General features: G+C 73.0%; 26 protein-coding genes. 16 read left to right on the top strand and 10 right to left on the bottom strand.

Annotated features, from left to right (window positions below; genetic code table 11):
• Positions 1-6 precede the first annotated feature (6 nt).
• Positions 7-651, top strand: a complete 645-nt coding sequence (locus tag HUT12_RS27355) for a response regulator transcription factor (RefSeq protein WP_131056433.1) — start codon at positions 7-9, stop codon at positions 649-651.
• A gap of 73 nt (positions 652-724) precedes the next feature.
• Here the strand turns inward: HUT12_RS27355 and HUT12_RS27350 are convergent, their stop codons facing one another.
• On the bottom strand, positions 725-1,297 hold the full coding sequence (locus tag HUT12_RS27350) for a DUF5709 domain-containing protein (protein WP_176095157.1): 573 nt from the start codon (positions 1,295-1,297) through the stop codon (positions 725-727).
• A gap of 391 nt (positions 1,298-1,688) precedes the next feature.
• Between HUT12_RS27350 and HUT12_RS27345 the strand changes: the two genes are divergently transcribed.
• Entirely contained in the window at positions 1,689-2,891 is a 1,203-nt protein-coding gene (locus HUT12_RS27345; RefSeq protein ID WP_176095156.1) for a glycosyltransferase, read from the top strand.
• On the opposite strand, the gene HUT12_RS27340 is transcribed toward HUT12_RS27345, so the two are convergent.
• From HUT12_RS27340 to aroA, 4 genes are all read right to left on the bottom strand, one after another.
• Positions 2,846-3,835 (bottom strand): hypothetical protein, encoded by a 990-nt coding sequence (locus tag HUT12_RS27340; protein ID WP_176095155.1) that lies wholly within the window; start codon positions 3,833-3,835, stop codon positions 2,846-2,848. The genes HUT12_RS27345 and HUT12_RS27340 overlap by 46 nt on opposite strands.
• Positions 3,836-3,894: 59 nt before the next feature.
• On the bottom strand, positions 3,895-4,698 hold the full coding sequence (gene hisN / locus HUT12_RS27335; RefSeq protein WP_131054850.1) for a histidinol-phosphatase: 804 nt from the start codon (positions 4,696-4,698) through the stop codon (positions 3,895-3,897).
• A gap of 64 nt (positions 4,699-4,762) precedes the next feature.
• Entirely contained in the window at positions 4,763-5,887 is a 1,125-nt protein-coding gene (gene rsgA / locus HUT12_RS27330) for a ribosome small subunit-dependent GTPase A (protein ID WP_131054849.1), read from the bottom strand.
• Positions 5,857-7,158: a 3-phosphoshikimate 1-carboxyvinyltransferase gene (gene aroA / locus HUT12_RS27325; RefSeq protein ID WP_131054848.1), complete on the bottom strand. Its 1,302-nt coding sequence runs from the start codon at positions 7,156-7,158 to the stop codon at positions 5,857-5,859. The genes rsgA and aroA overlap by 31 nt, the downstream gene beginning before the upstream one ends.
• 102 nt (positions 7,159-7,260) lie before the next feature.
• On the opposite strand from aroA, the gene HUT12_RS27320 reads away from it, so the two are divergent.
• From HUT12_RS27320 to HUT12_RS27290, 7 genes are all read left to right on the top strand, one after another.
• Positions 7,261-7,971, top strand: a complete 711-nt coding sequence (locus tag HUT12_RS27320; RefSeq protein ID WP_131054847.1) for an SOS response-associated peptidase — start codon at positions 7,261-7,263, stop codon at positions 7,969-7,971.
• A 196-nt stretch (positions 7,972-8,167) separates the two neighbouring features.
• A complete protein-coding gene (locus HUT12_RS27315; protein ID WP_131054846.1) occupies positions 8,168-8,560 on the top strand; it encodes a WhiB family transcriptional regulator in 393 nt (130 codons plus the stop codon).
• Positions 8,561-8,768: 208 nt separating this feature from the next.
• Positions 8,769-9,383 carry an alpha/beta family hydrolase gene (locus HUT12_RS27310; RefSeq protein WP_176095154.1) on the top strand — a complete coding sequence of 205 codons (615 nt, stop codon included), beginning with the start codon at positions 8,769-8,771 and terminating at the stop codon, positions 9,381-9,383.
• A gap of 261 nt (positions 9,384-9,644) precedes the next feature.
• Complete coding sequence (locus tag HUT12_RS27305) at positions 9,645-10,460, top strand: sigma-70 family RNA polymerase sigma factor (protein ID WP_162854371.1); 816 nt, start codon at positions 9,645-9,647, stop codon at positions 10,458-10,460.
• A gap of 1 nt (position 10,461) precedes the next feature.
• Positions 10,462-10,749, top strand: coding sequence for a mycothiol system anti-sigma-R factor (gene rsrA / locus HUT12_RS27300; protein WP_131054331.1), 288 nt, complete (start codon positions 10,462-10,464; stop codon positions 10,747-10,749).
• Positions 10,750-11,114: 365 nt separating this feature from the next.
• On the top strand, positions 11,115-11,330 hold the full coding sequence (locus tag HUT12_RS27295; protein WP_093405215.1) for a biotin/lipoyl-binding carrier protein: 216 nt from the start codon (positions 11,115-11,117) through the stop codon (positions 11,328-11,330).
• Positions 11,327-11,839 carry a GNAT family N-acetyltransferase gene (locus HUT12_RS27290; RefSeq protein WP_176095153.1) on the top strand — a complete coding sequence of 171 codons (513 nt, stop codon included), beginning with the start codon at positions 11,327-11,329 and terminating at the stop codon, positions 11,837-11,839. The genes HUT12_RS27295 and HUT12_RS27290 overlap by 4 nt, the downstream gene beginning before the upstream one ends.
• 37 nt (positions 11,840-11,876) lie before the next feature.
• Here the strand turns inward: HUT12_RS27290 and HUT12_RS27285 are convergent, their stop codons facing one another.
• Positions 11,877-12,458, bottom strand: a complete 582-nt coding sequence (locus tag HUT12_RS27285) for a TetR/AcrR family transcriptional regulator (RefSeq protein WP_176096006.1) — start codon at positions 12,456-12,458, stop codon at positions 11,877-11,879.
• Positions 12,459-12,566: 108 nt separating this feature from the next.
• Between HUT12_RS27285 and HUT12_RS27280 the strand changes: the two genes are divergently transcribed.
• The gene (locus HUT12_RS27280; protein WP_131054328.1) at positions 12,567-14,147 is read left to right on the top strand and encodes an MDR family MFS transporter; all 1,581 of its coding nucleotides are present in this window, start codon (positions 12,567-12,569) and stop codon (positions 14,145-14,147) included.
• A gap of 121 nt (positions 14,148-14,268) precedes the next feature.
• Here HUT12_RS27280 and HUT12_RS27275 read toward each other — a convergent pair whose 3' ends face one another.
• The gene (locus HUT12_RS27275) at positions 14,269-15,921 is read right to left on the bottom strand and encodes a tetratricopeptide repeat protein (protein ID WP_176095152.1); all 1,653 of its coding nucleotides are present in this window, start codon (positions 15,919-15,921) and stop codon (positions 14,269-14,271) included.
• A 194-nt stretch (positions 15,922-16,115) separates the two neighbouring features.
• On the opposite strand from HUT12_RS27275, the gene HUT12_RS27270 reads away from it, so the two are divergent.
• Positions 16,116-17,147 (top strand): SIS domain-containing protein, encoded by a 1,032-nt coding sequence (locus tag HUT12_RS27270; protein WP_176096005.1) that lies wholly within the window; start codon positions 16,116-16,118, stop codon positions 17,145-17,147.
• 25 nt (positions 17,148-17,172) lie between these two features.
• Entirely contained in the window at positions 17,173-18,744 is a 1,572-nt protein-coding gene (locus HUT12_RS27265; protein ID WP_176095151.1) for a PAS domain-containing sensor histidine kinase, read from the top strand.
• 96 nt (positions 18,745-18,840) lie between these two features.
• Here the strand turns inward: HUT12_RS27265 and HUT12_RS27260 are convergent, their stop codons facing one another.
• Positions 18,841-20,382 carry a glycosyltransferase family 39 protein gene (locus HUT12_RS27260; protein WP_254877082.1) on the bottom strand — a complete coding sequence of 514 codons (1,542 nt, stop codon included), beginning with the start codon at positions 20,380-20,382 and terminating at the stop codon, positions 18,841-18,843.
• Positions 20,383-20,782: 400 nt separating this feature from the next.
• On the opposite strand from HUT12_RS27260, the gene HUT12_RS27255 reads away from it, so the two are divergent.
• From HUT12_RS27255 to HUT12_RS27240, 4 genes are read left to right on the top strand one after another with little or no spacing between them, the layout of a single operon-like run.
• Positions 20,783-22,495: a nitrite/sulfite reductase gene (locus HUT12_RS27255; RefSeq protein WP_176095150.1), complete on the top strand. Its 1,713-nt coding sequence runs from the start codon at positions 20,783-20,785 to the stop codon at positions 22,493-22,495.
• Between the two features lie 13 nt (positions 22,496-22,508).
• On the top strand, positions 22,509-22,670 hold the full coding sequence (locus tag HUT12_RS27250) for a hypothetical protein (protein WP_162854390.1): 162 nt from the start codon (positions 22,509-22,511) through the stop codon (positions 22,668-22,670).
• Entirely contained in the window at positions 22,667-23,440 is a 774-nt protein-coding gene (locus HUT12_RS27245; RefSeq protein ID WP_176095149.1) for a phosphoadenylyl-sulfate reductase, read from the top strand. The genes HUT12_RS27250 and HUT12_RS27245 overlap by 4 nt, the downstream gene beginning before the upstream one ends.
• Before the next feature lie 29 nt (positions 23,441-23,469).
• Complete coding sequence (locus HUT12_RS27240; protein WP_254877081.1) at positions 23,470-24,231, top strand: sirohydrochlorin chelatase; 762 nt, start codon at positions 23,470-23,472, stop codon at positions 24,229-24,231.
• 145 nt (positions 24,232-24,376) lie between these two features.
• Here HUT12_RS27240 and HUT12_RS27235 read toward each other — a convergent pair whose 3' ends face one another.
• Together HUT12_RS27235 and HUT12_RS27230 are read right to left on the bottom strand one after the other, a co-directional pair.
• Positions 24,377-24,634, bottom strand: a complete 258-nt coding sequence (locus HUT12_RS27235) for a WhiB family transcriptional regulator (RefSeq protein WP_007072794.1) — start codon at positions 24,632-24,634, stop codon at positions 24,377-24,379.
• A 445-nt stretch (positions 24,635-25,079) separates the two neighbouring features.
• The gene (locus HUT12_RS27230) at positions 25,080-26,024 is read right to left on the bottom strand and encodes a diacylglycerol kinase family protein (protein ID WP_131055297.1); all 945 of its coding nucleotides are present in this window, start codon (positions 26,022-26,024) and stop codon (positions 25,080-25,082) included.
• Between the last annotated feature and the right edge of the window lie 41 nt (positions 26,025-26,065).

Below are 26,065 nucleotides of genomic sequence, written 5' to 3'. Positions count from 1 at the left end.
CGCGTGATGGTGGTCGACGACCACCCGATGTGGCGGGAAGGGGTGGCCCGCGACCTCACCGAGGCCGGCCACGAGGTGGTCGCCAGTTGCGGGGAGGGCCGGCAGGCGGTCCGGGTGATCGCCGCGGCCCGCCCCGACCTGGTGGTGCTCGACCTGCAACTGCCGGACATCTCCGGTGTGCAGGTGATCCGGGGCCTGCGGGCGGAACGGCCCGAGGTGCGGGTGCTCATGCTCTCCGCCAGCGGCGAGCAGCAGGGGGTGCTGGACGCGGTGAAGGCCGGCGCCACCGGCTACCTGCTGAAGTCGGCCGGGCTGGCGGAGTTCCTGGACGCGGTCCGCCGGACCGCCGCCGGTGAGCCGGTCTTCACGCCGGGCCTGGCCGGGCTGGTGCTCGGCGAGTACCGCCGGCTGGCCGCCGTCCGGGAACAGGCTCCCGCCGGTACGCAGGACACCGCACCCCGGCTCACCGACCGGGAGACCGAGGTGCTGCGGCTGGTGGCCAAGGGGATGTCCTACAAGCAGATCGCCGAGCGGCTCGGACTGTCGCACCGGACGGTGCAGAACCACGTACAGAACACGCTCGGCAAGCTGCAACTGCACAACCGGGTCGAACTGACCCGGTACGCGATCGAACGCGGCCTGGACGAATGAGCGAGCGCAGCGAGCGAACCATCAGGCACAGCAGGTACGGCGGCACGCAGCGCAGTGACGTCGTGAGCGGGACTCAGACCGAGTGCGGCGGCCGGGTCTCGTGCACGGCCAACTCCTCCGCGCTGGCTCCGCCACCGGCCGCTCCCGCGTCGTACGCGATGGAGTCGGTCTCCTGGTCGGTGTGCGTGCCCTCGTCCGGTTCGACCAGTCGGCCCACCGTGGCGTCGGCGACGGTGCCCAGCCGGTCGTGGTCGTAGAGCGACACCGGGGAGTTCGGGTCGGAGGTCGGGCCGGGATCGATCACGTCGGCGTCGAGCTGCGCCTGCGCCGCCTGCTCCCGGCTGTCCGCCTCGGCCGCGATGTCCGGGTCGACCGGACCGGCCAGCGGGTCGTCGACCGGCAGTTCGAACCGCTCCCGGCCGAGCTTGTAGTCCAGCGACTCGCCGTCGAGCTGCTCCTCGGCGGTGGTGCCGAACTCGTCCACCGCCACCGGGGTCCGGTCACCGGGCAACTGGGCCGGCGCCGGGCCGTCCGCCTCCCGGCCGGTCAGCACGTCGTCACCGGCCGTCGAGTCGTCGTCGGCGGTGTCCGGCAGGCCGTCGGCCTCAGGGTCGGACAGGGGGGTCGGGTACTCGTCGTCGCGCATGACTGACCACTACCCGTTGCCCTCCGGCCGTAACCGGTCACGTCCGCGTCGTTCGGGCAGCCGCCGCTGGCGGGCCACCGCGGCGAATCGACGCGGGTGGTGGCGGGGTGCCGCGAACGGCGTCACGGTCGCGCTCGATGCAGGATCGAGTGGCTTCCGGTGCACGCCGATACCACTCGATCCGGGATCGGGCGTGATCAAGGGCCGCCCGTGGCTGGTGCCGTGGCGGTTCGGCGAGCTTTCGGGCGAGGGGCATTCCTCATCGGTACCCCCTGGTGTCCGGGTCATGCGCGCCGGACACCAGGGGATCTGCCATGTTTCGGCTCGTCGGAGCCCGGTTAATGGGACGCTCTGACCGGAGACCACCGCCCCATCCGCATGGAGGTGACCCATGCGCGTCGGCCTCGTCTGCGCCCACGCCGCTTCGCCGCCGTCCGGCGACGGTAACGTCGTCGGCACCTACCAGCACATCGCACGGGTCGCCGCCGAACTGGCGGGGAGAGGCCACGACGTCCGGGTCTACACCCGACGGGACGATCCGGAGGTCGCCGAGAGCGACCTCGTCGACGGGTACCGGATGGAACGGGCCCCGGTGGGTCCGATCACCCCGATCCCCACCGCCGAGCTGGTGCCGTACGTGCCGGCGTTCGGCCAGTGGCTGGCCGACCGGTGGTCCGGCGACTGGACGCCGGAGGTCGTGCACGGCCACTACTGGGTCGGTGGACTCGCCGCCGCGCAGGCGGTCCGGGAGACCGACATCCCGGTGGTGCAGACGTTCCACTCTCTCGGCATGGAGCAGCTCCGCCACCTCGGTTCGCAGTACGACGGGCCGGGCACCCGCATCCCGCTTGAACGGGCGCTGACCCGGGCGGTGGACATGGCCGTCGCCCAGTGCAACGACGAGGTCGACGAGCTGACCCGGATGGGTCTGCAACGCAGCTCGGTGGCGATGGTGCCGACCGGAGTGGACATCGACCGGTTTCAGCCCGACGGCGAGGCGGCACCCCGGGACCAGCGTTCCCGGATCCTCTCCGTCGGCGGGCTCTCCCCAGGCCACGGGCAGGACGACCTGATCCGCGCGATGCGCCTGGTCGGCGACGCGGAACTGGTGATCGCCGGTGGTCCGCCGGCCGAGGGGCTGGCCCAGCACACCGAGGCCCGTCGGCTGCGGGAACTGGCCGAGCGGATCGGCGTCGGGGAGCAGGTGCACCTGGTGGGCGCCGTGCCGCACGAGCAGATGGCCACCTGGTACCGCTCGGCCGACGTGGTCGCCTGCACCCCGCACTACTCGTCGGCCGGACGGGTGTCGCTGGAGGCGATGGCCTGCGGGGTGCCGGTGGTCGGCTACGCGATGGGCGGCATCGCCGACGCGGTGGTGGACGAGGTGACCGGCAAGCTGGTGTCGCCGGGCGACGTCCGGACGCTGGGGATGACGCTGCGTCGGGTGCTCACCGACAACGCGGGCCGGTTCGCGTACGGGCACGCGGCGGTGGACCGGGTCCGGTGCAGCTACACCTGGGAGCGGACCGCCTCCGCCCTGGAACGGCTCTACGAGCGGGTGGTCGGCCGGCGCAGGCCCGTCGAGGCGGCCTGAGCCAGACCGGAGCCGGTCGGGGAGAGCTGGGCGGCGGGATGCGGCATCGGCCCGTCCGTGCCGCCCGGGCGTGCCCGGCTCGGCTGCGGCCCGATCAGCGGCTTGCCGGCGACGACCGCCCGCGAGGTCTCCTGAGCGACGGCGTGGTGGTGCTGCGGCTCGGCGTACCGGGTGAGGCCGATGACCGAGGCGAGGGTGACCAGGAAACCGACTCCGGCCAGCCACTCCCGGCCGGGCCAGATCTTGTCGTTGAGCAGCAGTAGCCCGACGATCGCGGCGGGGACCGCCCCGGCGGCGTCCATCGCGGCCACCGCCGCCGTGGTGGAGCCGCGCTGCATCGCCAGGCCGAGCAGCAGCTGCCCGACCACGGAGTGCCCGACCAGCACGTAGAGCAGCGGGTCGGCGAGGAACGCGTCCCAGGTCGGTGCGGAGGCCAACGGGCGGGCGGCGATCGCGGCGGCGGAGAAGGCCAGCCCGGCCAGCGAGCCGAGCGCCACCGAGCCGGGAGCGCCGCGTAGCCGGACCGCGAAGAAACCCAGCACCGCGATCACACCGAGCGTCACCAGCAGGGCGATCATCCCGGCGGTGCCGAGGGGCTTGGACTGTGCCGGCTGGGCGGCGAGCACCAACGCGGTGATCCCGGCGAAGAGCAGGAGCAGCAGCACCACCTCGGCCACCGGCAGCCGCCATTTCAGCACCAGGACACCGAGGATCGCGGTGACCCCGAGCCCGGCCGCCACGCTGGCCTGCACCAGGAACAGCGGCAGGTCGCGGCGGGCCAGGAAGGCCAGCACGAAGCCGCCCACCTGGCAGACCAGGCCGATCAGGTAGGCGCGGTGTCCGGCCAGGCGCAGCAGCAGACCGGGATCGAAGGTGTGCTGCACTGTGGTGCGCGCTGCGGCGACCGACTGCAACAGGTTGGCAACGCCGTACGCGACGATCATCGCCGCGAGAAAACACCAACCCGAGGTAGCCACCTGGCGAGGATAGAGGTAACCGGACGTCAGTGCGCGGCGGGCCGACCGAGCCTGTCGAGGAGTTCGGCGTGCAGTATTCCGTTGCTGGCCACCGCGCTGTTTTCGCCTCCGGCGGGGGCCGGTCGACCGGCCAGATCGGTGAAGGTACCCCCCGCCTCGGTCACGATGGGTACCAATGCGGCCACGTCCCAGAGCGACAGCTCGGGTTCGACCATGACGTCCAGTGCGCCCTCGGCCAGCAGCATGTAACCGTAGAAGTCGCCGTAGGCGCGACTGCGCCAGGTGTCCCGCATCAGTTGGAGCATCGGCGCCAACCGACCGGCCTCCTCCCAGCCGCTGAGGGAGGAGTAGCAGAAGCTCGCGTCGGCCAGCTCCGCGACGGCGGAGACCCGGATCGGTTCGCCCGAGGCGGCGTCCGGGCCTGCGTACGCACCGGTGCCGGTCGCCGCCCACCAGCGGCGGCCCAGGGCCGGTGCGGAGACCAGCCCGGCGACGGGTCGGCCGTCCTCCAGCAAGGCGATCAGGGTGGCCCAGACGGGCACTCCCCGGACGAAGTTCTTGGTGCCGTCGATCGGGTCCACCACCCACTGCCGGGTGCCGGCGGCCGGCGACGCGCCGTACTCCTCGCCGAGCAGCCCGTCGTCCGGCCGGTGCGCGGTCAGCAGCGACCGGATCGCGCGCTCCACGGCGGTGTCCGCGTCGGAGACGGGGGTGAGGTCGGGCTTCGCCTCCACCCGCAGGTCGAGCGCGCGGAACCGGGCCGCCGAGATGGCGTCGGCGGCGTCGGCGAGCCGGTGGGCGAGAGCGAGATCGTCGGCGTACCCGGTCATGCCGGACACGGTAGCGAGGCCGGTCGCGGCCGGTCCCGCCGGGCCGTCGTGACCTGGGCGCGGCTCACTCCGGGTGCCCGCGCGGCTCGACCTCGCCGCGTGGCTCCAGGTCGCCGGAGCGGGAGGCCAGCAAGCGGCGGTACGAGGCCAGCCGGCGCGGATCCGCCCGCCCCTGCGCCACCCAGGCGTCCAGCGTGCAGTCGGCCTCGTCGGCGGTGTGCGGGCAGTTGGCCGGACAGTCGGCGGTGGCCTCGACGAGGTCGGGGAAGCCGTGCAGCAGGCTCTCGGCCGAGACGTGTGCCAGCCCGAAACTGCGGACGCCCGGCGTGTCCACGATCCAGCCCGGGGCGTCCGCGGCGCCCGGCAGGGCAGGCAGCCGCAACGCCACCGCGCTGGTCGAGGTGTGTCGCCCCCGGCCGATCGCGCTGACCGTGCCGACCGCCCGGTCGGCCTCCGGGACCAGCCGGTTGACCAGCGTCGACTTGCCCACCCCGGAGTGCCCGACGAGCACCGACACCCGGCCGGCGAGCAGGCTGCGGAGGGCGTCCAGCGGCGAGTCCGGCCGGATCAGCACGTACGGCAGTTCGAGCTCGGTGTAGTAGTCGAGCACCGCCTCGGGCCCGGCCAGGTCGGCCTTGGTCAGGCAGAGCAGCGGCTCGATGTCCGCGTCGTAGGCCGCCACCAGGCAGCGGTCGATGAATCCGGTACGCGGCGGCGGGTCGGCCAGCGCACTGACGATCACGAGCTGGTCGGCGTTGGCGACGACCACCCGTTCCAGCCGCCCCTCGGCGGTGCTGGCGTCGTCCTCGGCGGTCCGCCGCAGCACCGAGTGGCGGGGGGCGATCCGGACGATGCGGGCCAGCGCCCCGGCCGCGCCGGAGGTGTCCCCGACCAGGGCCACCCGGTCTCCGACCACCACCGACTTGCGGCCCAGCTCGCGGGCGCGCATCGCGGTGACGGTGGGGTCGTCGGGCCCGGCTCCGGTCAGCACGCAGGTGTAGCGTCCCCGGTCCACCGCGAAGACGAAGCCGTCCCGGGCGTCGGAGTGCCGGGGGCGGGTGCGGGTACGCGGACGCGAGGACTTGCCGGGCCGGACCCGGACGTCGTCCTCGTCGTACTCGCGTCGCTTGGTCGCCAGGTCCGCCCCTCCGTCGTCGGTCAGCTCTTGCCGGTCACCATCGCCGACCATAGTGCCGGAAACTCGGGCATGGTCTTCGAGGTGCACGCCACGTCGTTCAACTCGATGCCGGGGACGGCCAGGCCGGTGATCGCCGCGGCGTGCGCCATCCGGTGGTCATCGTAGGTGTGGAACACGCCACCCCGCAGCGGTCGGGGGCGGATCTCCAACCCGTCGGACGCCTCGGTGACGTCCGCACCCAGCGCGGCGAACTCCCGCGCCAACGCGGCCAGCCGGTCGGTCTCGTGCCCCCGGATGTGCTCGACGCCGGTGAACACCGAGGGGGAGTCGGCCAGCATCGCCAGCGCGGTCAGGGCCGGGGTCAGCTCGCTGACGTCCGAGAGGTCGGCGCGCAGCCCGTGGACCGTCCCGGTGCCGCGTACGGTGAGCCCCTCGGTGGTGAGCGCGACCTCCGCGCCCATCTGCTGCAACAGCGAGCGGAGCCGCTCCACCGGCTGTGCGCTGCTGCCCGGCCAGCCCTGGAGCGTCACCTCGCCGCCGGTGACCAGCGCGGCGGCGAAGAACGGCACCGCGCCGGAGAGGTCGGGCTCGATCTGCCAGCCGCGCCCGGTCAACGGGCCCGGTTCGACCACCCACACGTCCGGCGTGCTGTCGTCCACGGCCGCGCCGGCCGAGCGCAGCATCTGCACGGTCATCCGCAGGTGGGGCGCGGAGGGCACCGGCGGGCCGACGTGGCGTACCACCAGGCCCCGGTCGAAGCGCGGGGCCGCCAGCAGCAGGCCGGAGACGAGTTGGCTGGAGGCGGAGGCGTCGATCACCACCTCGCCGCCGGTCACCCGCCCGGTGCCGAGGACGGCCAGCGGCAGGCTGCCCGGACCGGTGGTGTCGATGCGGACGCCGAGCGAGCGCAGCGCCTCGATCAGCGGGCCCAACGGCCGGGTGCGGGCGTGCGGGTCGCCGTCGAAGGTGACCCGGCCGTCGGCAAGCCCGGCGACCGGCGGTACGAACCGCATGATCGTGCCGGCCAGGCCGACGTCGACGTGGGCCGGGCCGACCAGCGGGTGCGGCCGGACCAACCAGCGCTCGTCGTCGGCGATCGACACGTGCGCGCCCATCGCCCGCAGCCCACCGGCCATCAACTCGGTGTCGCGGGCGCGCAGCGGCGCGGCCAGTGTCGAGGGGCCGGTGGCCAGCGCGCTGAGCACCAGGGCCCGGTTGGTCATCGACTTGGACCCGGGCAGGCGTAGCGACGCCGACACCGGATCGCTGGCCGTCGGGGCGGTCCACGGCTGTAGCGGCCGGGTCGCGGTCAGGTTCCCCACGGTTCCCATTCTGCCGTGTGCCGGGCGTCGGCGGACCTCGCCGTTTCCCACTCCCGATGAACGGGACAGCCGCCCGGCCGGTGGCGCGCTAGCGTGTCGGACATGTGCGGGAGGTACGCCACGACCCGGAGCTCCGGTGACCTGAGCGGGCTGTTCGAGTCCGCCGACGAGACCGGTGGCGACCTGGCGGTCGACTACAACGTGGCGCCGACCGATCCGGTGCCGCTGGTGCGGGTCAGCTCCGAGGGGCACCGGGTGCTCTGTCTGGCCCGCTGGGGGCTGGTGCCGCCGTGGTCCCGGTCGCCCGCCGGCGCCGCACGCATGATCAACGCTCGCGCCGAGACGGTCGCCACCAGCCGGGCGTACGCGCCGTCCTTCGCCCGCCGTCGGGCCCTGGTCCCGGCCGACGGCTGGTACGAGTGGGTCCGTCGACCGGACGGCACCAAGCAGGCGTTCTATCTGACCCCACGCGACGGGTCGGTGCTCGCCTTCGCGGGCATCTGGTCGGTCTGGGGCGGCCCCGACGACCCGCTGATGACGTGCAGCGTGGTGACCACCGGCGCCCTGGGTGAGCTGGCCGAGGTGCACGACCGGATGCCGTTGCTGCTGCCGCCGGAGCGGTGGGCGACCTGGCTGGGCGGGGGAGGTGAGCCGGCGGAGCTGCTGGTCCCGCCGGCACCGGAGTGGCTGGCCGGGCTGGAGGTGCGCCCGGTGGGGCCGGCGGTCGGCGACGTCCGCAACGACGGTCCCCGGTTGACCGCCCGGGTGCCACTGTCGTCCCCGGCCGGCCCGGAAGAGGCGACCCTGTTCTGATTGCACCCCGCATATTGTCGGGAGTGATTTGCCGCAGTTGCGGGTGAAAGGTGCAGGGCTCTTTCTGGCAACTTCCCGGCAGACACTTGTCCCCGTGCCAGTAAATGCGATAGAACACAGCGCCGGTGGTGGGTGTCGTTCGCGTCCTGTGAACGATGCTCATCGATATTGCTGGTCCCACGGGGGAGGTGGGTGGATGACACGGGCGCGTATGCCCCGTCCGCACGAGGTGGCCGCCGCACGGCGTGATCCACGACTGTTGAGGGCGCTGCACGAGCGGCGACAAGACGAAGCCTGGCGTACCAGGGGGACATGCCAGAGCGTCGATCCGGAGACGTTCTTTCCGGCACCGAACGAGCCGGCCGACGCGGCGGTGGCACTCTGCAACAGCTGTGACGTGCAGGGTTCCTGTCTCGCCTGGGCGCTGGAAGTGGGCGACTGCCACGGCGTGTGGGGTGGCACCACACCCCGCGAGCGGCGGGCGATGTTGGTGGCCTGGCGTGACGAGGTCCAACCCGATCCGGACGCCGCCAGCGAGGCGGGTCCGCCGGTGCGTGATCGACTGCTCACCCTGGTGCCGCTGAGCTGATCGATGAGCCGGTCCGGAGCGGGACGCCGTGTCGTCGGACGCGACGGTCCCGCCCCGGAGCCGGCCAGATGGCGTCGGCGGGAACGAGGCACGCCGACCTGCGGACCGACCGGCGGTGGTGGTGCCCGGACGCCAGCCCGGCCGCCGGTGGCGCGGGCGGCGGCGTGACCGCCGGTGGCGCAGAGCGGGCGGCCCGCAGAATGGAGCCGTGCCGCACGACGACCTCATCGAGACCCCGCACGGCCCGGCGCGGGTGGACACCGACCGACCGCCCGGCCCGGCCGGCGCGCTCCTGGTGCTCGGGCACGGGGCGGGTGGCGGTGTCGACGCACCGGACCTGCTCGCGCTACGCGACGCGGCGGTGGCTGTCGGGTTGGTCGTGGCCCGGGTGACACAGCCCTACCGGGTCGCCGGTCGGCGGGCTCCGGCTCCGGCCGGACACCTCGACACGGCCTGGACCGCCGTGTCGACCGTGCTGCGGGGGCGTCATCCGGGCGTACCGGTGCTGGTGGGAGGTCGCTCCAGCGGCGCGCGGGTGGCCTGCCGGACGGCGCGTGGCGTCGGCGCCGCCGGGGTGGTCGCGCTCGCCTTCCCGCTGCATCCGCCCGGCCGCCCGGAACGCAGCCGGGCCGCCGAGCTGGACAGCGGGGTGCCGACACTGGTCGTCAACGGCGACCGGGACCCGTTCGGGGTGCCCGAGCCGGGCCCCGGCGTGCAGGTGGTGGTCCGCCCGGGCCAGCGCCACGACCTGCGTGGCGACCCACCCGGCACGGCGGCGTTGGTGATCGACTGGCTGCGCGCACACGGCTGGGTGCGGTCCTGACCGCCCGTCGTCCGCCCGGCCGGGACGCGGCCGCCGCGGTGCCGGTCGGGGCCCGCGCCGTGTCCGGTGGCCGCGCCGGGTCGTTGCATCCCATGGTGTCGCCCGCCCGGTCGGGGCGGTCGCACCGGGCTCCCAGGCCCTTCCTGGTCCCAGCCGTGTGATCCGCGCGGCCGGGACCAGGATCGGGAGTCGGATCCGGAATGCCCTGGCCTGCGGTGGGTGTTGAACCCCTCGGATGACCACTGTGCGAGGGGGTGACCGGTGCCGACCGAGATCCGGAACCGGGAACGCGACGAGCGGGACGCGCGGCAGCTACGGCAGCTGCTGGCGGGCCCGGACTGGCCGGCGACGGTGTCACCGGCCGAGGTGGCGACGGGCACACCCGTCGGAACCGAATCTGCCGGGAGGTCCGTGCGCGTATCCTCGGCGGGGAAGCATCCGACCCGAGGGGATGTGCGGTTGACCACCGAGAAGACGGACGAGCGCAGGGCCCGGTTCGAGCGGGACGCGATGCCATTCGTCGATCAGCTCTATGCGGCCGGCCTGCGAATGACGCGTAACCCGGCGGATGCCGAGGACCTGGTCCAGGAGACCTACCTGAAGGCGTACGCGGCCTTCCACCAGTTCGAACAGGGCACGAACCTGAAGGCCTGGCTGTATCGGATCCTGACCAACACCTACATCAACTCCTACCGCAAGCGGCAGCGGCAGCCGGTGCAGGCGCCCACCGACGAGATCACCGACTGGCAGCTCGCCGAGGCCGAGTCGCACACCTCCAGTGGGTTGCGCTCCGCCGAGACGGAGGCGCTCGACCGGCTGCCCGACAGTGACGTCAAGGAGGCCCTCCAGCAGCTGCCGGAGGAGTTCCGGCTGGCGGTGTACCTGACCGACGTCGAGGGGTTCTCCTACAAGGAGGTCGCCGACATCATGGGTACGCCGATCGGCACCGTGATGTCGCGGTTGCACCGCGGTCGTCGTAATCTGCGCAAGCTGCTTGAGGGCTACGCCGCGGAGCGCGGCTTCTCGGCCGCGCCGTCGACGGCCCGGAGTTCCGCTGCCACCGGCCGGGAGGTGTGACGTGAGCTGTGGAGACCCGCACGAGACGGATTGCCGCGAGGTCCTCGCCGAGGTCTACCTCTACCTCGATCTGGAGTGCGCCCAGGAGCGGCGCTCCCGGATCCGTCACCACCTCGACGAATGCGGTCCCTGCCTGCGGGAGTACGGCATCGAGCAGGAGGTGAAGGCGCTGGTGGCCCGCTGCTGCGGCAACGAGTCCGCGCCGGACGAACTGCGCGAGCGACTGCGGGTACGCCTCAGCGAGATCGTGGTGTTCGAGAGCACCGAGTCCCGCGAACTGGCCGACTGACCGGTCGGCGCGGGAGGGACGACGACGCCGGTGGCCCGGACGGGCCACCGGCGTCTCGCTGTCCGGTCCGCCGGGACCGGAGCGTCGTCGTCAGGAGTTGGGGCGCTTGCCGTGGTTGGCGGCGCTCTTCTTCCGGGCCTTCTTCTTGCGGGCCTTCTTCGCCATGGTGACCTCCTCGTGATGATCGTCTGCGCACGACCTCGACCCCGGGGCACGCTACCGGCCCTCCGGAGCCAGGGTCCGACCTGTTGATGCTAGTGCGGTCGGCGTCGACGCATCCTCGCCGGGGCTGCTGCTCGCCGCCCGGGGAGGACCGCCACATGATTGGATGTGGCGCAGGCAGTCGCGAGAGAAGGGGCCGGGAGATGGCCGAGGAGATCCGCGCCGAGATGGTGGCGAACGTCTGGAAGGTCGTCGCGTCGGCCGGGGACACCGTGTCCGAGGGGGACACGCTGGTGATCCTGGAGTCGATGAAGATGGAGATCCCGGTGATCGCCGAGTCCGACGGCGTCGTGCAGCAGCTCGCGGTCAACGAGGGCGACGTGGTGCAGGACGGTGACCTGATCGCGGTGATCGGTTGACCGGCGTCCTGGTCCGCGCGGCCGAGCCGGCCGACTTCGCCGCGGTGGCCCGGTTGACCGTCGCCGCGTACGAGGCCGACGGCCAGTTGAAGGGCGAGAACGGTTACGCCGAGGTGCTGGCCGACGTCAGTGGTCGGGCGGCACACGGCCGGATCCTGGTCGCCGTCGACCCGGCCACCGGTCAGGTGCTCGGCACGGTCACCTTCGTCCTGCCCGGCAGCAGGTACGCCGAGCTGTGCCGACCGGACGAGGCGGAGTTCCGCATGCTGGCCGTCGATCCGGCCGCACAGGGACGGGGTGCCGGTGCCGCCCTGGTCGAGGCGTGCGTGGCGGAGGCGACCGGGCGGGGCTGCACCGCGCTGGTGATCTGCGTACGCGCCGGCCACGCCGAGCCGGCGCACCGGCTCTATCGGCGGCGGGGCTTCGTCCGCGTACCGGAACAGGACTGGTCGCCGTTGCCCGGTGTCGACCTGCTCGCCCTGCGACTGACGCTGACCCCGGCCGGCTGAGCGCTCGGACCTCCGGCGGGCGTCGGCGGTCGGGCGGTCACGCCTCGGCCGGTACCGCGATCGCGGCCAGCAGCTCGTAGGCGACCTCCAACGCCACCCGCTTGCGGTCGGCGTCGGTGATGTCCGGCGTACGCAGAGCGAACCAGCTGCTGTGCACGGCGAACAGGGCCAGCACGGCGCGTAGCTGGGCACCGGCGCTGTCGTCGCCCCGGCACAGCACGGAGGCCAGCCGGAACATCCGCTCGCGCATGTCCCGACCGGCGGAGAGGTTCTTCAGTGCGGTCTGGTTCTGCTCGAAGAAGCGCATCACCGACGGCTGTTCGCCGCCGAACATCGCGTCGGCGTACCGCTCGATCAGCGCCCGGCGGGTGGCGAGCGTGTCCGGTTGGCCCTCGCCCCAGGAGATCAGCGTGTCCATCCGGCCCAGCCGGTCCTCGACGACGCTGGTGACGATCTCGTCCTTGCTCTTGAAGTGGTAGTAGAGGGCGGCCTTGGTCACGCCGAGTCGTTCGGCGACCTCACGCAGCGATGTCGCCTCGTAGCCCTGCTCGGTGAAGAGTTCCAGCGCGACGGCCTTGATCCGCTCCCGGGTGCCGCCTGTGCTCTGGCTCACCTGCACCACCTAATCCAGTTGACCGTCATCTGCTGTCCAACTTACCGTCCGGCTAGTAAGGTAGCTAGCCGGTCGGCAAGTAAGTGCGTCACGTCTCGGGGGGAGAGCTTACCGATGGCCTCACAACAACAGGCCGCCGTACGACCCAACATTCGCCTCGTCCTGTTCGGGCTGATGATCGCCATGATGCTGGCGATGCTCGACAACATGATCGTCAGCACGGCGCTGCCCCGCATCGTCGGCGAGTTCGGTGGGCTCAACCATTTCACCTGGGTGGTGACCGCGTACGTGCTGGGCACCACCGTCTCCACCCCGATCTGGGGCAAGCTCGGCGACCTGTACGGCCGCAAGAACGTCTTCCTCACCGCCGTGGTGCTCTTCCTGCTCGGCTCCGCGCTCTGCGGCATGGCCGGCTCGTCGGCCCTCGGCGGACCCGACGACGGGATGGTCCAGCTCATCGCCTTCCGCGCGGTGCAGGGCCTCGGTGCCGGTGGCCTGATGGTCGGCGTGATGGCGATCATCGGCGACCTGGTCCCGCCTCGCGAGCGCGGCCGGTACCAGGGCATGATCGCCGGCATCATGGCCATCGCCATGGTCGCCGGACCGCTCGTCGGCGGCTTCATCACCGACCACCTCTCCTGGCGCTGGGCGTTCTACGTCAACCTGCCGCTCGGCGGCGTGGCGCTGGTGCTGCTCATCGCCACCCTGCGCCTGCCCCGGTACCGCACCGAGCACCGGATCGACTGGCTCGGCGCCGCGCTGCTGTCGGTCGGCATCACCGCGATCGTGCTGATCACCACGTGGGGCGGCAACGAGTACGCCTGGCGCTCCCCGCAGATCCTCGGCCTCGCCGCCCTGGCGCTCGTCGCGCTGGTCGCCTTCGGGTTCGTCGAGCGGCGCGCCCCCGAGCCGATCCTGCCCCTGGGTCTGTTCGCCAACCGGAACTTCGCCCTGATCTCCACGATCGGCTTCCTGCTCGGCTTCGCGATGTTCGGCGCGATGAACTTCCTGCCGCTCTACCAGCAGACCGTGCAGGGCGCCTCGGCCACCAACTCGGGCCTGCTCCTGCTGCCGCTGATGTTCGGCATGCTGGTGGTCTCGCTGCTCGTCGGCCGGGCCATCACCCGGACCGGTCGCTACCGGATCTATCCGATCGTCGGTGGCGCGGTGATGGCCGTCGGGCTCGCCCTGCTGAGCCTGCTGGACGTGCACACCAGCAAGGTCCAGTCGTCGCTCTACATGATCGTGCTCGGCGTCGGGATGGGCTTCCTCATGCAGACGTCGATGCTGATCGCGCAGAACAGCGTGGAGCAGAAGGACCTCGGCGCGGCCAGCGGCGCGGCCACCTTCTTCCGCTCCATCGGCGGCTCGTTCGGCATCTCGCTGTTCGGTGCGATCTTCGCCAACCGGCTGGCCGGTACCGCCGCCGGGGGTGCCTTCAGCGGCGGCGGCGAGGCCGGGGCGGCGATGAACATCGACCAGCTCCGGGAGTTGCCGGCACAGGCGCGCGAGGCGGTGCTCGGCGGGTTGGCCGACGCGATCTCGCACGTCTTCCTGTGGGCGGTGCTCTTCGCCGTGCTGGTGCCGGTGCTGGCCTGGTTCATCCGCGAGATCCCGCTGCGCACCAGCAACGAACCGACCGGCACGCCCGAGGAACAGGCCGAGACCGCTCTGGCCCGCTCCCCGTCCGCGTGAGCCGCGTGAGCCGGGTGTGCCGGATGTTCCGGGTGTGCCGGATGTAAGGAGGGGTCCCCTGCTAACGCCTCGTGCATAGCAGGGGGCCCCTCCTTACGTCCGTGAGCGCGAGATGCGCGGATCAGGGTGGGCCGGGTAGGCGGGGGCGGAACGGGCGCAGCAGCCGGTGCAGCAGTGCGCGCAGCGGCGAGCGGTGCCCTCCGGCGGGTGCGCCGGCCAGGGTGCGCGCCAGGGCGACGCTGTCCGGGTCGAGATCCGGGGCGGCCAGCGCCAGGTGGGCCAGGGAGGCGGCCATCGGCACCGGGCCCTGCCGGGTCGCCTCGGCCACCGTGGCGAGTCGGGCGGCGACCAGCCCGGCCACGTCGGGCCGGACCGACGGGTCCACCCAGGCGGCGGTGACCAACGCGAACAGGGCCGCCTCGGCGACCTCCTCGGTGTCGGTCAACTCGGTGAGCACCCGCCGTCGCGTCGAGGCGGCCCACGGCTCGTCGGTGCGGTGGTGCAGCAGGCCGAGGCAGGCCCACACCTGGACGCAGCGCACCCAGAGCGCGGGATCCTGCCCGGCGAGCACCCGGCCCAACGCGGTCGGCGGAGCCTCCGGCGGGTGGGCCAGCAGGCCGAGCAGGTCCGACAGGTCGAGCGTGGCCAGGCCGACCGCCGTGTCGTACGCGGCCGGTGGGTGCGGCCAGGCGGGGTGGGCGAGCTGCTGGAGTCGCCGGGCCGCGTCCGCGGAGGGCGGTGGCGGTGTCGGGCGTGCCCGCTCCGCGGTGTCGGACGGCGGGCGGGCGGTGACCGGCGTCACCTGTCCCAGCCAGGGGCGGCCACGGCAGCACTCGGCGAGGTCGCCGTGCTCGTGGGAGTCGTCGGGATGGTCGCGGACGAAGTCGGCCAGCGCGACCAGGTGGCGTACGTCGGCGTCGCGCTGGAACCGCAGCCGGTGCGCGGTGTGCACGGCACAGTCGAAGGACGGGTTGCGGGTCAACGCCCGCTCGATCCAGACCAGCGCCTCGTCGAGCCGGCCGTGGTCGGCCAGCGTGCCGGCGATGTCGGCGTACACGGCGAGGTCGTCCGGGTCGTGGTCGACGGCACGGCGCAGCGCGACGAGCGCCTCCCGGGTACGGCCCGCGCTGCGCAACGCGTACCCGAGCCAGACCTCGCCGATCTTGGACGGTGCGGCGCGTACGCCCCGACTGGCCCAGCGGACCGCGAGCGGCACCTCGCCGACCCGCCGGGCCAGCGCGGAGGCCGTGCCCAGCAGCAGCCCGTGTTCCGGGTGGACGGTGACCGCGTTGCGGGCCAGCGTCAGGTAGGCCGCCAGGGCGGCCCGGTCGGACGCGGGGACCGGGTCGGGGGCGGCGGCGCAGACCTGCATCAGGACCCGGGCCGCCTGGTCCGGACCGAGGCGTTCGGCCAGGTCGGGTGAGGTGACCCAGGGGACACCGGCCCAGTCCGCTCCCGGTGCGTGCGCGGTGGCGGCCACCAGCAGGTCGAGCCCTTCGGCGGGACGGCCGGTGGCGGCGAGCAGGTGTGCCCGGGCGACGACCGCGCCGATGAAGGTGTGGTGTTGCAGAGGGAAGAGTTCCACCGGGTCGTCGCCGCCGGCCACGGCCAGTCGGGCCAGGGTCTCGTGCACCTCGGGCAGCGTCGGTGCCCGGGCCAGCGCAGCCGCCACGTGGTCAGCGGCGTGTGCCAGGTCGCCGGAGTCCAGGGCCTGCCGGGCCAGGGCCAGTTCCTCCGTCGCCGGCAACGCCCGATCGTCGGTTCCCTCGGCCACGTCGTCCTCTCGGTGGTAGGTACGGGTTGCGCGGTGAGGTCGGGTCAGCGTAGGTGACGACTCCTAGTTTTGGTGATCCACTGCGCAGTACTGCGCGTTCGGTTGCTCATACGTGAAGAATCCTGCAAGACTGAGCATCAAACGCGCGGGGACCGCGCAGGGGAGGAGTTCGCGTGACGCGCCCAGGAAGCGGCATGGCCGCCGACATCGACGAGCAGCCGGCCGGTTACGAGCGACTGCTCTCCGACGAGTACGCGGCACCGATCGCCCGGGTCGCCGCCGCCATCGCCGAGCGCCGCCCCCGGCACGTGGTGTTTACCGCGCGCGGCACCTCCGACCACGCCGCGCTCTACGGGGCGTACCTCGCCGAGATCCGTCTCGGCCTGCCGGCCGGGCTCGCCTCGCCCAGCGCCGTGACCCTCTTCGGCGCCCGGCCGGACCTCTCCGACGCCCTGGTCGTCGGCGTCAGCCAGAGCGGCGGCTCGCCCGACCTGGCCGAGGTGCTCCGGAGCGCCCGGGACTCCGGCGCACTCACCCTCGCGGTCACCAACGCACCGGACTCCCCGCTGGCCGGGACCGCCGAACTCTCCGTCGACATCGCCGCCGGACACGAGCGGGCGGTGGCGGCGACCAAGACGTACACCGCGGAGCTGCTCGCCCTGCTCCTGCTGGTCGAGGGGATCCGGTCCGGCGACGGCACGCTTCCGGACGACGAGCGCCGGGCACTGGCCGCGCTGCCGGCACTGGCCGCCCGGACCCTCGCCGACCCGACCGCCACCGAGCTCGCCCCCCGCTACCGCTTCGCCGGCCAACTGGTCACCACCGGCCGGGGGTACGCGTACCCGACCGCCCGGGAGGCCGCGCTCAAGCTGATGGAGACGTCGTACCTGCCGGCGTTGGCCTTCTCCGGCGCCGACCTGCTGCACGGCCCCCTCGCGATGACCGACCCGGACGTGCCGGTGCTGGCCGTGGTCGGCTCCGGGCCGGGCGGGCAGGCGATGCGCGAGGTGCTGCCCCGGCTCGGCGAGCGTCGGGCCGACGTGGTCGTGGTCGGCTCCGCCGAGGTCGAGGGGGCCACCCGGCTCGGCGTGCCCGAGGTCGACGAGCGTTACGCCCCGCTGCTGGACATCCTGCCGCTGCAACGGCTGGCGCTGGCCCTCGCGCTGACCCGGGGCGAGGACCCGGACGCGCCCCGGGGCCTGAAGAAGGTCACCGCGACGAGGTGACCCTCGGCGTGGCACGCTGGTCGGCGTGTCAACGCTGCGCGATCTCGCCGAGGAGCACACCCGTCTGCGTCCGGCCGACATCGACCACCTGCACCGCATCGCCGGTGACTGGCAGTTGCTGTCCGACCTGTCCTTCGCCGACCTGCTGCTCTGGGTCCCCGTGGACGGTGAGGGGAGCTTCCTCTGCGTGGCCCAGGTCCGCCCGACCACCGCGCCCACCGCGTACCAGGACGACCAGGTGGGACGCATCGTCGGCGGCCCGGAGGTGGCGCACCTGGACGTCGCCTACGGACAGGGCCGGATCTGGCGGGAGGGCGATCCGGTCTGGTACGGCGACGTGCCCGCCCGACACGAGGCGATCCCGGTCCGGCTGCGAGCCGCCGACGGGGAGTCCGACGAGGTGATCGCCGTGGTGGGGCGGGACACCAACCTGTCCACCGCCCGTACGCCCAGCCAGCTGGAGTTGAACTACCTGACCACTGCCGACGACCTGGCGCAGATGATCGCCGACGGCACGTTCCCGCCGCCCCGGCACCCCGGCGAGACCACCTCGGCGCCCCGGGTCGGTGACGGGCTGGTCCGGCTGGACGCCGGGGGCAAGGTCACCTACGCCAGTCCGAACGCGCAGTCCGCGTACCGCCGGTTGGGCTACGCCTCCCACCTGGTGGGCGAGGATCTCGCGGCGCTGCACCGCCGACTGGCCAACGACCCGCTGGAGGGGACCGAGGCCGGCAACGGCATCCTCGCCGCGCTGCGCGGCGAGGCGCCGCCCCGGCGCGAGATCGACGCGCGGGGCGCGACCATGCTCACCCGGGCCCTGCCGCTGATGCCCGCCGGTGTGCCGATCGGCGCGCTGGTCTTGGTCCGGGACATCACCGAGGTGCGCCGCCGGGACCGCGCCCTGATCACCAAGGACGCCACCATCCGGGAGATCCACCACCGGGTGAAGAACAACCTCCAGACCGTCGCGGCGCTGCTGCGCCTCCAGGCCCGCCGGGTCGGCATACCCGAGGCGCGGGTCGCCCTGGAGGAGTCGGTACGCCGGGTCGCCTCGATCGCGTTGGTGCACGAGACGCTCTCCATGTCCAGCGACGAGGCGGTCGAGTTCGACGGGATCGTCGACCGGGTGGCCAGTGCGGCGACCGAGGTGGCGGCGACCGAGGTGAGCGTCGGGATGCGACGCACGGGCAGCTTCGGCGTGCTGCCGGCCGAGATCGCCACCTCGATGGTGATGGTGCTCAACGAGCTGCTGCTCAACGCCGTCGAGCACGGCTTCCCGCCGACCGGTGAGGCCGAGGACGAGGTCGGTGTCGAGCCGGAGCCACCGGGCCCGCCCACCGCCGACGCGCCCGAGGTGGTGGTGTCGGCGCACCGGGCCCGCAAGATGCTGCACGTCACCGTCGCCGACAACGGTCGGGGGCTGCCGGACGACTTCGACGCCTCCGGCAGCGGGAAGCTCGGTCTGCAGATCGTCCGCGCCCTGGTCACCGGCGAGCTGCGGGGCAGTATCGAGCTGCGGCCCGGCGCCGAGGGCGGCACCGAGGCGGTCCTGATCGTCCCGCTGGCCCGCACCGCCCCGGAACGCCCTGGCGCCTGAGCGTGCCCTGGCGCCTGAGCGTGCCCCGGCGTCGACTGTGCCCCGGGCCGACCGGGAGTGTCGCCGGTCGCCCTCGGTGCCGCGCCCGGCGGGCGGTCAGCGGTCGTCGGCGGTGAGCAGGGCGACGGTGAGGCCGGGTCGGGGCCAGACCCGGGTGACGGTGTAGCCGCTCCGCAGCGCGTCTCCCTTGGCCCCGGGGACGGCGGCCAGCGGGTCGTCCGGACCGCCGGCGACCACCAGCCAGACCCGGTCCACCCCCGCCAGGCACTCCGTCGGCCGGTCGCACTCGGTGGCCAAGAGATCGCCCCGGCGCTGCGGGTCCGCCACCGCCAGTACGTCCCGGGGCGTCCGCTCGCCGAGGTGGTAGCGCAGCCCCAGGTCGAGGAAGAGCCAGCTCTCCCGGGGCGAGTAGACCACCGTGTCGTCGGGGCGCAGGTCGTCGGCGACGATCCGGGCCGCGCCCGCGTAGTCGACCGTGGCGCTGCGCGGCCACTCGTGGGTACGTCGCAACGCGGCCTGGTCCGGCAGACCGAGCAGCCCGGCCAGGGCCACCACGGCGAGTGCACCGGGCGCCCGGACCGTACGCAGAGCCGCACCGGCCAGCAGGCAGCCGAACGGCACCACGAAGACCAGGTAGCGGGGAACCCAGAGCGGGACGACGGACCCGGCGACGAAGAGCAGCAGCACGGGCAGCAGCACGCAACTGGCCGGCAGCAGCGCCCGCCGACCGGCCCGGACCGTACCGAGAGCGGCGAGCCCGACCAGGAGGCCGCCCACCACCCCGCTCTGTACCACCCCGCCGGGCAGCGCCGCCAGGTCCCCGGGCCGCGCCGCGTCCACCCAGTCCAGTTGCCGGGCCCGTTGCCCCCGGGCCCGCAGCGCCAACGGGGTGACCGCCGCGAACACCGGCACCAACGCGGCCACCCACCCCCACGCCACCCGTCGCCGGAACCGCCGCCGCCCCCCACCGGCCCCGAGGTCGCCCGGGGCCCGGGGCCCGGGGTCAGGGGTCGACGCCCGGTCCGATGACGCCGGGTCGGCGGCGGGCGGTGCGGTGGTGCCCGGTGAAGCGGTGCGGGGTGTGGCGGTGAGTACGGCGACGGCGTGTGCGGCGAGCAGGGTGAGGGCGACCAGGTGGGCGAGCCCGAGGGCGGCGGTGGTCACGGCGTACCCGGCCCAGCGGCGTGGACCGGGACGGTGCAGCGAGTCCACGAGCAGCAGGGTGCTCAGCACGGCCAGGGCGGTGGCCAGCGCGTACGGGCGGGCTTCCTGGCCGTAGCGGGAGGTGCTGGGCAGGACCGCGAACAGCAGCCCGGCGAGGGTGCCGACGCGGGCGTCCCAGAGCCGTCGACCGAGCGTGGCGGTCAGGCCGGCGGCGACGGCCATGGCCAGTGCGGACGGCAGACGCAGCGCGGCCACCGAGTCGCCGGCCACCGCCGTCCAGGCGTGCACGAGCAGGTAGTAGGGCGCGGCGGCGGCGTCGATGGTGCCGGTCAGCCGGAACAGGTCGGCCGCCGGCCGGGTGGCGGCGCTCCAGGTGGCCAACTCGTCCCGCCACGGCTGGGCGGAGTCCAACCCGGCCAGCGTCACCAGCAGGGTCAGGCCCGCCGGGAGCAGCCAGACCGGCAGGGCACGCAGGCGTACGCCGCTGAGCCGGACGCCGGTTCCGGCGACCGGGACCGACCTATCGGACAAATCCCCCACATTGCGAGCCTGCCACACGATCGCGCTCCGAGTGGCGGCAGCGACCGCCCGTGATGTGGGATGCGGCACGCAGTCATTGGCCGGCCCATACCCGGTGTGGCAACATGACGTTCATGACTGCCGCCGTCGTGCGCCGCTTCGTGGCTCGCCGCCACGTTGATTACGGCCGCGTGCGCAGCGCCATCTGTCCGGCCTACTGACGACGCCCGACCACCCTGCCTCGGGCACCTGGCGCGCCGGCCGTTCCTGACATCGCCGTCCACGGCCCCTTTCCGGGAGCCGATCGCGTCCGCTTACCCCAGCCGAGGCACAGCAGACAACGGAGGACGCCGCGATGGCGGTCAGCGAGATTCCGGCCCGACCCGGGGATCCCACGGCGCGCCCCGCGCGGGCTCCCCGCCGCCCCCGCGGCGAGGGCCAATGGGCGCTCGGATACCGCGAGCCGCTCAACCCCAACGAGCGCAGCAAGAAGGACGACAACCCGCTCAACGTGCGGGAGCGGATCGAGAACATCTACGCCCACGGCGGCTTCGCCTCCATCGACCCGGCGGACCTGCGCGGTCGGTTCCGCTGGTGGGGCCTCTACACCCAGCGCAAGGCGGGCATCGACGGCGGACGTACCGCCGTGCTGGAGCCGCACGAGCTGGAGGACGAGTACTTCATGCTCCGGGTGCGGGTGGACGGCGGCCAGCTCGACCTGGCGCAGCTGCGCACCATCGCGGAGATCTCCCGGGAGTTCGCCCGCGACACCGCCGACATCACCGACCGGCAGAACATCCAGTACCACTGGATCCGGGTCGAGGACATGCCCGAGATCTGGCGTCGGCTGGAGGCCGTCGGCCTGCAGACCACCGAGGCGTGCGGCGACTGCCCCCGCATCGTGCTGGGCAGCCCGGTCGCGGGTGTGGCCGCGGACGAGCGGATCGACGCCACCCCGGCGATCGACGAGATCGTCCGGCGGTACGTCGGCGACCGGGAGTACTCCAACCTGCCACGCAAGTTCAAGTCGTCGATCTCGTGGCTGGTGGACACCCCGTACCAGGCCAACGACATCGCCTTCCTCGGCGTCGACCACCCCGAGCACGGCCCCGGCTTCGACGTGTGGGTCGGCGGCGGGCTCTCCACCAACCCCATGCTGGCCCAGCGGCTCGGCGTCTGGGTGCCGCTGAACGAGGTGCCGGACGTCTGGGTCGGCGTGGTCGGCATCTTCCGCGACTACGGGTACCGCCGGCTGCGCCACCGAGCCCGGTTGAAGTTCCTGGTCTCCGACTGGGGCGTGGCCAAGTTCCGCGAGGTGCTGGAGAAGGAGTACCTCGGCCGGACGCTGCTGGACGGCCCGGCCCCGGACCTGCCGGAGCGGCCGGTCGACCACATCGGCGTGCACGCCCAGCGGGACGGCCGAAACTACGTCGGCGCGACCCCGGTGGTGGGGCGGGTCTCCGGCACCCAGCTCGCCCAGCTCGCCGACGTCGTCGAAGCGCACGGCAGCGGCCGGATCAGCCTCACCCCGTACCAGAAACTGCTCGTTCTCGACGTCCCGCAGGAGCGGACCGACTCGCTGGTCACCGCGCTGCGCGGGATCGGTCTGGAGGCCCACCCGTCGAGCTGGCGGCGCGGCACCATGGCCTGCACCGGCATCGAGTACTGCAAGCTCGCCATCGTCGAGACCAAGGCGCGCGGCGAGGAGCTGGTGGCCCGCCTGGAGCAGCGGCTGCGTGACTTCGACACGGACATCTCCATCCACATCAACGGCTGCCCGAACGCCTGCGCTCGCACCCAGGTCGCCGACATCGGGCTCAAGGGACAACTGGTGACCGGCCCGGACGGCCAGCAGGTCGAGGGCTACCAGGTGCACCTCGGCGGCGGGCTGGGCATGGCCGAGGGCCAGACCGCCGGGTTCGGGCGCAAGCTGCGCGGTCTCAAGACGACCGCCGACGAGCTTCCCGAGTACGTCGAACGGCTGGCCCGGCGCTACCTGGACGGCCGGACCGAGAACGAGACGTTCGCCAACTGGGTCGTCCGGGCCGACGAGGAACTACTGCGATGAGCGAGGTGACGCGATGAGCAGCGAGACCCGTGCCGCGCCGTTGTACTGCCCCTACTGCGGCGAGGAGGACCTGCGGCCGAGCGAGACCGGGCACGGCGCCTGGGAGTGCCACGGCTGCGCCCGAGTGTTCACGGTCCGTTTCACCGGTCTGCTCCCCCAGGCGGTGCGGCGATGAGCGCGCTGGTCTCCGCAGCCGGTCTGGGACTCGTCGACACCGCGCCCGCCCCGGCGGTCGCGCCGGCCGACCCGACCCGCCGCAGCCCCGAGCAGTTGCGGGAACTCGCCGACCGGGCGGGCCGGGAACTGGAGGGCGCGCCCGCGCTGGAGATCGCCCGGTGGGCCGCGGAGACCTTCGGTGACCGGTTCTGCGTGACCAGCTCGATGGCGGACGCGGTGCTCGCCCACCTCGTCTCCCGGGTGGCACCCGGGGTGGACGTGGTCTTCCTCGACACCGGCCTGCACTTCCCGGAGACCCTCGCCGTCCGCGACGAGGTCGCCCGCACCCTGCCGGTGAACGTCCGGTCGATCCGGCCCCGACTCACCGTCGGTCAGCAGGACGGCGAGTACGGGCCCCGGCTGTTCAACCGGTCACCGGACGAGTGCTGCCGGTTGCGCAAGGTGGAGCCGCTGGAACGGGCGCTGGCCGGCTACGAGGCATGGGCCGCCGGACTGCGCCGGGACGAGTCGCCGACCCGGGCCAACACGCCGGTGGTGGCGTTCGACCCGCGCCGGGGTCGGGTGAAGGTCAACCCGATCGCGGCCTGGAGCCAGGCGGACGTCGACGCGTACGTCGCGCGGTGGAAGGTGCCGGTCAACGAACTGCTCCGGCGCGGCTACGGTTCGGTCGGCTGCTGGCCGTGCACCCGCCGGACCACGGCGGGGGAGGACCCGCGCGCCGGCCGCTGGGCCATGTTCGAGAAGACCGAGTGCGGACTGCACCTCTGACCGAGGCGGCGGAAACCGACGGCGGCCCGATCCGCCCCGGCCCACCAGGGTCGGGGCGGGACCCGCTGCTCCTGGTCGCCCACGGCAGCCGCGATCCACGGGCCGCCGAGGCCACCCGGGCGCTGGCGCGGGCGGTGTCGGACGCCCGGCCCGGCACCCCGGTGCTGGCGAGCTGGCTGGACCACACCGAGCCCGGTCCGACCGAGGCGCTGCGAGGACTGGCCGCCGCCGGGCACTCCCGGGCGGTCCTGGTGCCGCTGCTGCTGACCGCCGCGTACCACCGGCGGGTGGACATCCCGGCGGCGGTGGCGGCCGCCCAGGAGTCCGGTCCGCCGATCGCGGTGACCGTCACCGACGTGCTCGGCCCGGTCGGCAACCGGGTGGACCGGTCGCTGCTGGACGCGCTGGGGCGGCGGCTGGCGGAGGCGGAACCGGGTCGGTTCGACGCGGTGGTGCTGGCGGCGGCGGGTACCCGGGACGCGTCCGCCCGCGCCTCGGTCGGCCGGGTGGCCCGGGAACTCGGTGCGGTCCTGGGTGCCACGACCCGGGTCTCGTACGCCTCGGCGGCGCCACCGGCCGTCGGCGCGGCGGTGGCCCGGTTGCGGGCGCGGGGCGCGCGGCGGGTCGCCGTGGCCGCGTACTTCCTGGCGCCCGGGTTGTTCCACGACGCGGTGGCGGTGTCGGCGCGGGAGGCCGGCGCGGTTGCCGTGGCGGCGCCGCTGACCGACGCGCCGGAGTTGGTGGGGCTGGTGCTGGACCGGGTGGACGTCCAGGCGCCCTCGACGCGCTGAGCGCCCTTGTGGATGTAAGGAGGGGTCCCCTGCTAACGCCTGGTGTATAGGAAGGGTCCCTTCCTTACATCCAGGTGCGGGTGGACAGCAGAACGCCCCGGCGGGCTGAGCCCGGCCGGGGCGTGTCGCTTCGGTGCGGTTGTGGTCAGGCGGAGTGAGCGCGCAGCACCCGGAGGCCACCGCGACGCTTGACAGCGCGGCGCTCCTCTTCGCTCATCCCGCCCCAGACGCCAGCGTCCTGACCGGACTCCAGCGCCCACTGCAGGCACTGGTCGGTCACGGAGCAGCGCCTGCAGACGGCCTTGGCCTGCTCGACCTGCAGGAGAGCCGGACCGGACGTCCCGATCGGGAAGAACAGTTCCGGGTCCTCGTCGCGGCAGACAGCATGGTGACGCCAGTCCATGGCGGCAACACTCCTCATTCTGGATGGGTGGCAGATGTTGCTTCTTCGTGCTTTTCCTATATGCATCCGCATTGCCGATGGTGACGGTTTGCGTTCGTCAATTCGGCAGTGCGTGAGCAGGCTGTTGGCCCGGGGGACCTGCTGGAACAGCTCAACCTGCCGAGCATGTCCAGGCAATGTCCCGGTAACTCAAGTTCGCTTGTGAATACTTTCACGAACTCTGGCGATGTCAAGGGTGACGCTTGGAAAAACTCCGGGCGGTGAGCAAGCCCACAACCCATTTGTCCCGGTTCCAGGGGGCACTGGCTTACCTGGCTTATCACAGTCGAGGATCAATATAGTACAGTCCCGCGCACATTGCCGACATTTCCGGCACGAGTCCCGGGTGTCGCAGTCGTCGCGTGTCGGGGGCGCGCCGACCTCTCCGCCCGGGGGTACCGGAGACCTAACAGATTACTCTGAGTGCGGCCGGAACGGAGGCGAATCCAACTTTTTCTCGTTCGCCAAGGTAGTCGCCGTCGAGCTGAAACGCCTGCGGACGGCTCGCTACCAGCGTGAACTCGGCAACATCGTGCCGACGAAGAACTTGGCGACCCTGCGGATCCGGCGTGGCGGACAGGAATTGCCTCACTGTCCGTGTCGTACTGGCGACGCCTAGCTGGCGAAGGGCCATCACGTCGAGGCCCAGATCGAAGGACGCCTCCGGGTTCGGGTTGGCCTCCCGGTCGCCGACGAACGTCCACGGGGCGGTGTTCTGGACGATCACCGTCGCCAGATCGCCCTCCGTGGTCTCGCCCGGCTGCTCCAACTGGATCGCCGGGTTGCGCCGCTCGGCACCGAGCAGGAACTGCGCGGTGAAGGCGCGGAAATAGAGCCCCGGCGAGGAGACCCGGCCCCGCCGACGGGCCTCCTCGACCCGATGGATGACCGCCGCGTCGAGCCCGAAGCCGGCGCAGAAGGTGAAGTAGCGGTCGTCGGCCCGGCCGAGGCCGATCGTCCGGTGCCGGCTCAGCCGCAGCCCCTCCAGGAGCATGCTGGCCGCCTCGGGCCACTCCTTGGGCAGGCCCAGCGCCCGCGCGAAGACGTTCGTCGAGCCGCCCGGCACGGTGGCCAGCGCGGGCAACCGCTCGGCGGTCGGTGCCGCACCGCCGGCACTGGTCGCCGTCATCAGGCCGTTGACCACCTCGTTGACCGTGCCGTCACCACCGAGGGTGACCACCACGTCGACGCCCTCCACCGCGGCCTCCCGGGCCAGCGCGGTGGCGTGGCCGCGGCGCCGGGTGTAGCGCACGGAGAGATCCACCTCGCTGCGCAGCGCTCGGACGAGCACATCCCGCGCACGCTCGCTGGTGGTGGTGGCCTTCGGATTGACCAGCAGGACGGCCCGCATGGGCGGCACTGTACCCCGACCCGCCACGGGTATCGTGACCG

The organism is Verrucosispora sp. NA02020 (assembly GCF_013364215.1).
Classification (GTDB): Bacteria; Actinomycetota; Actinomycetes; order Mycobacteriales; family Micromonosporaceae; genus Micromonospora.
This window is presented reverse-complemented; position numbering and strand designations above follow the sequence as displayed.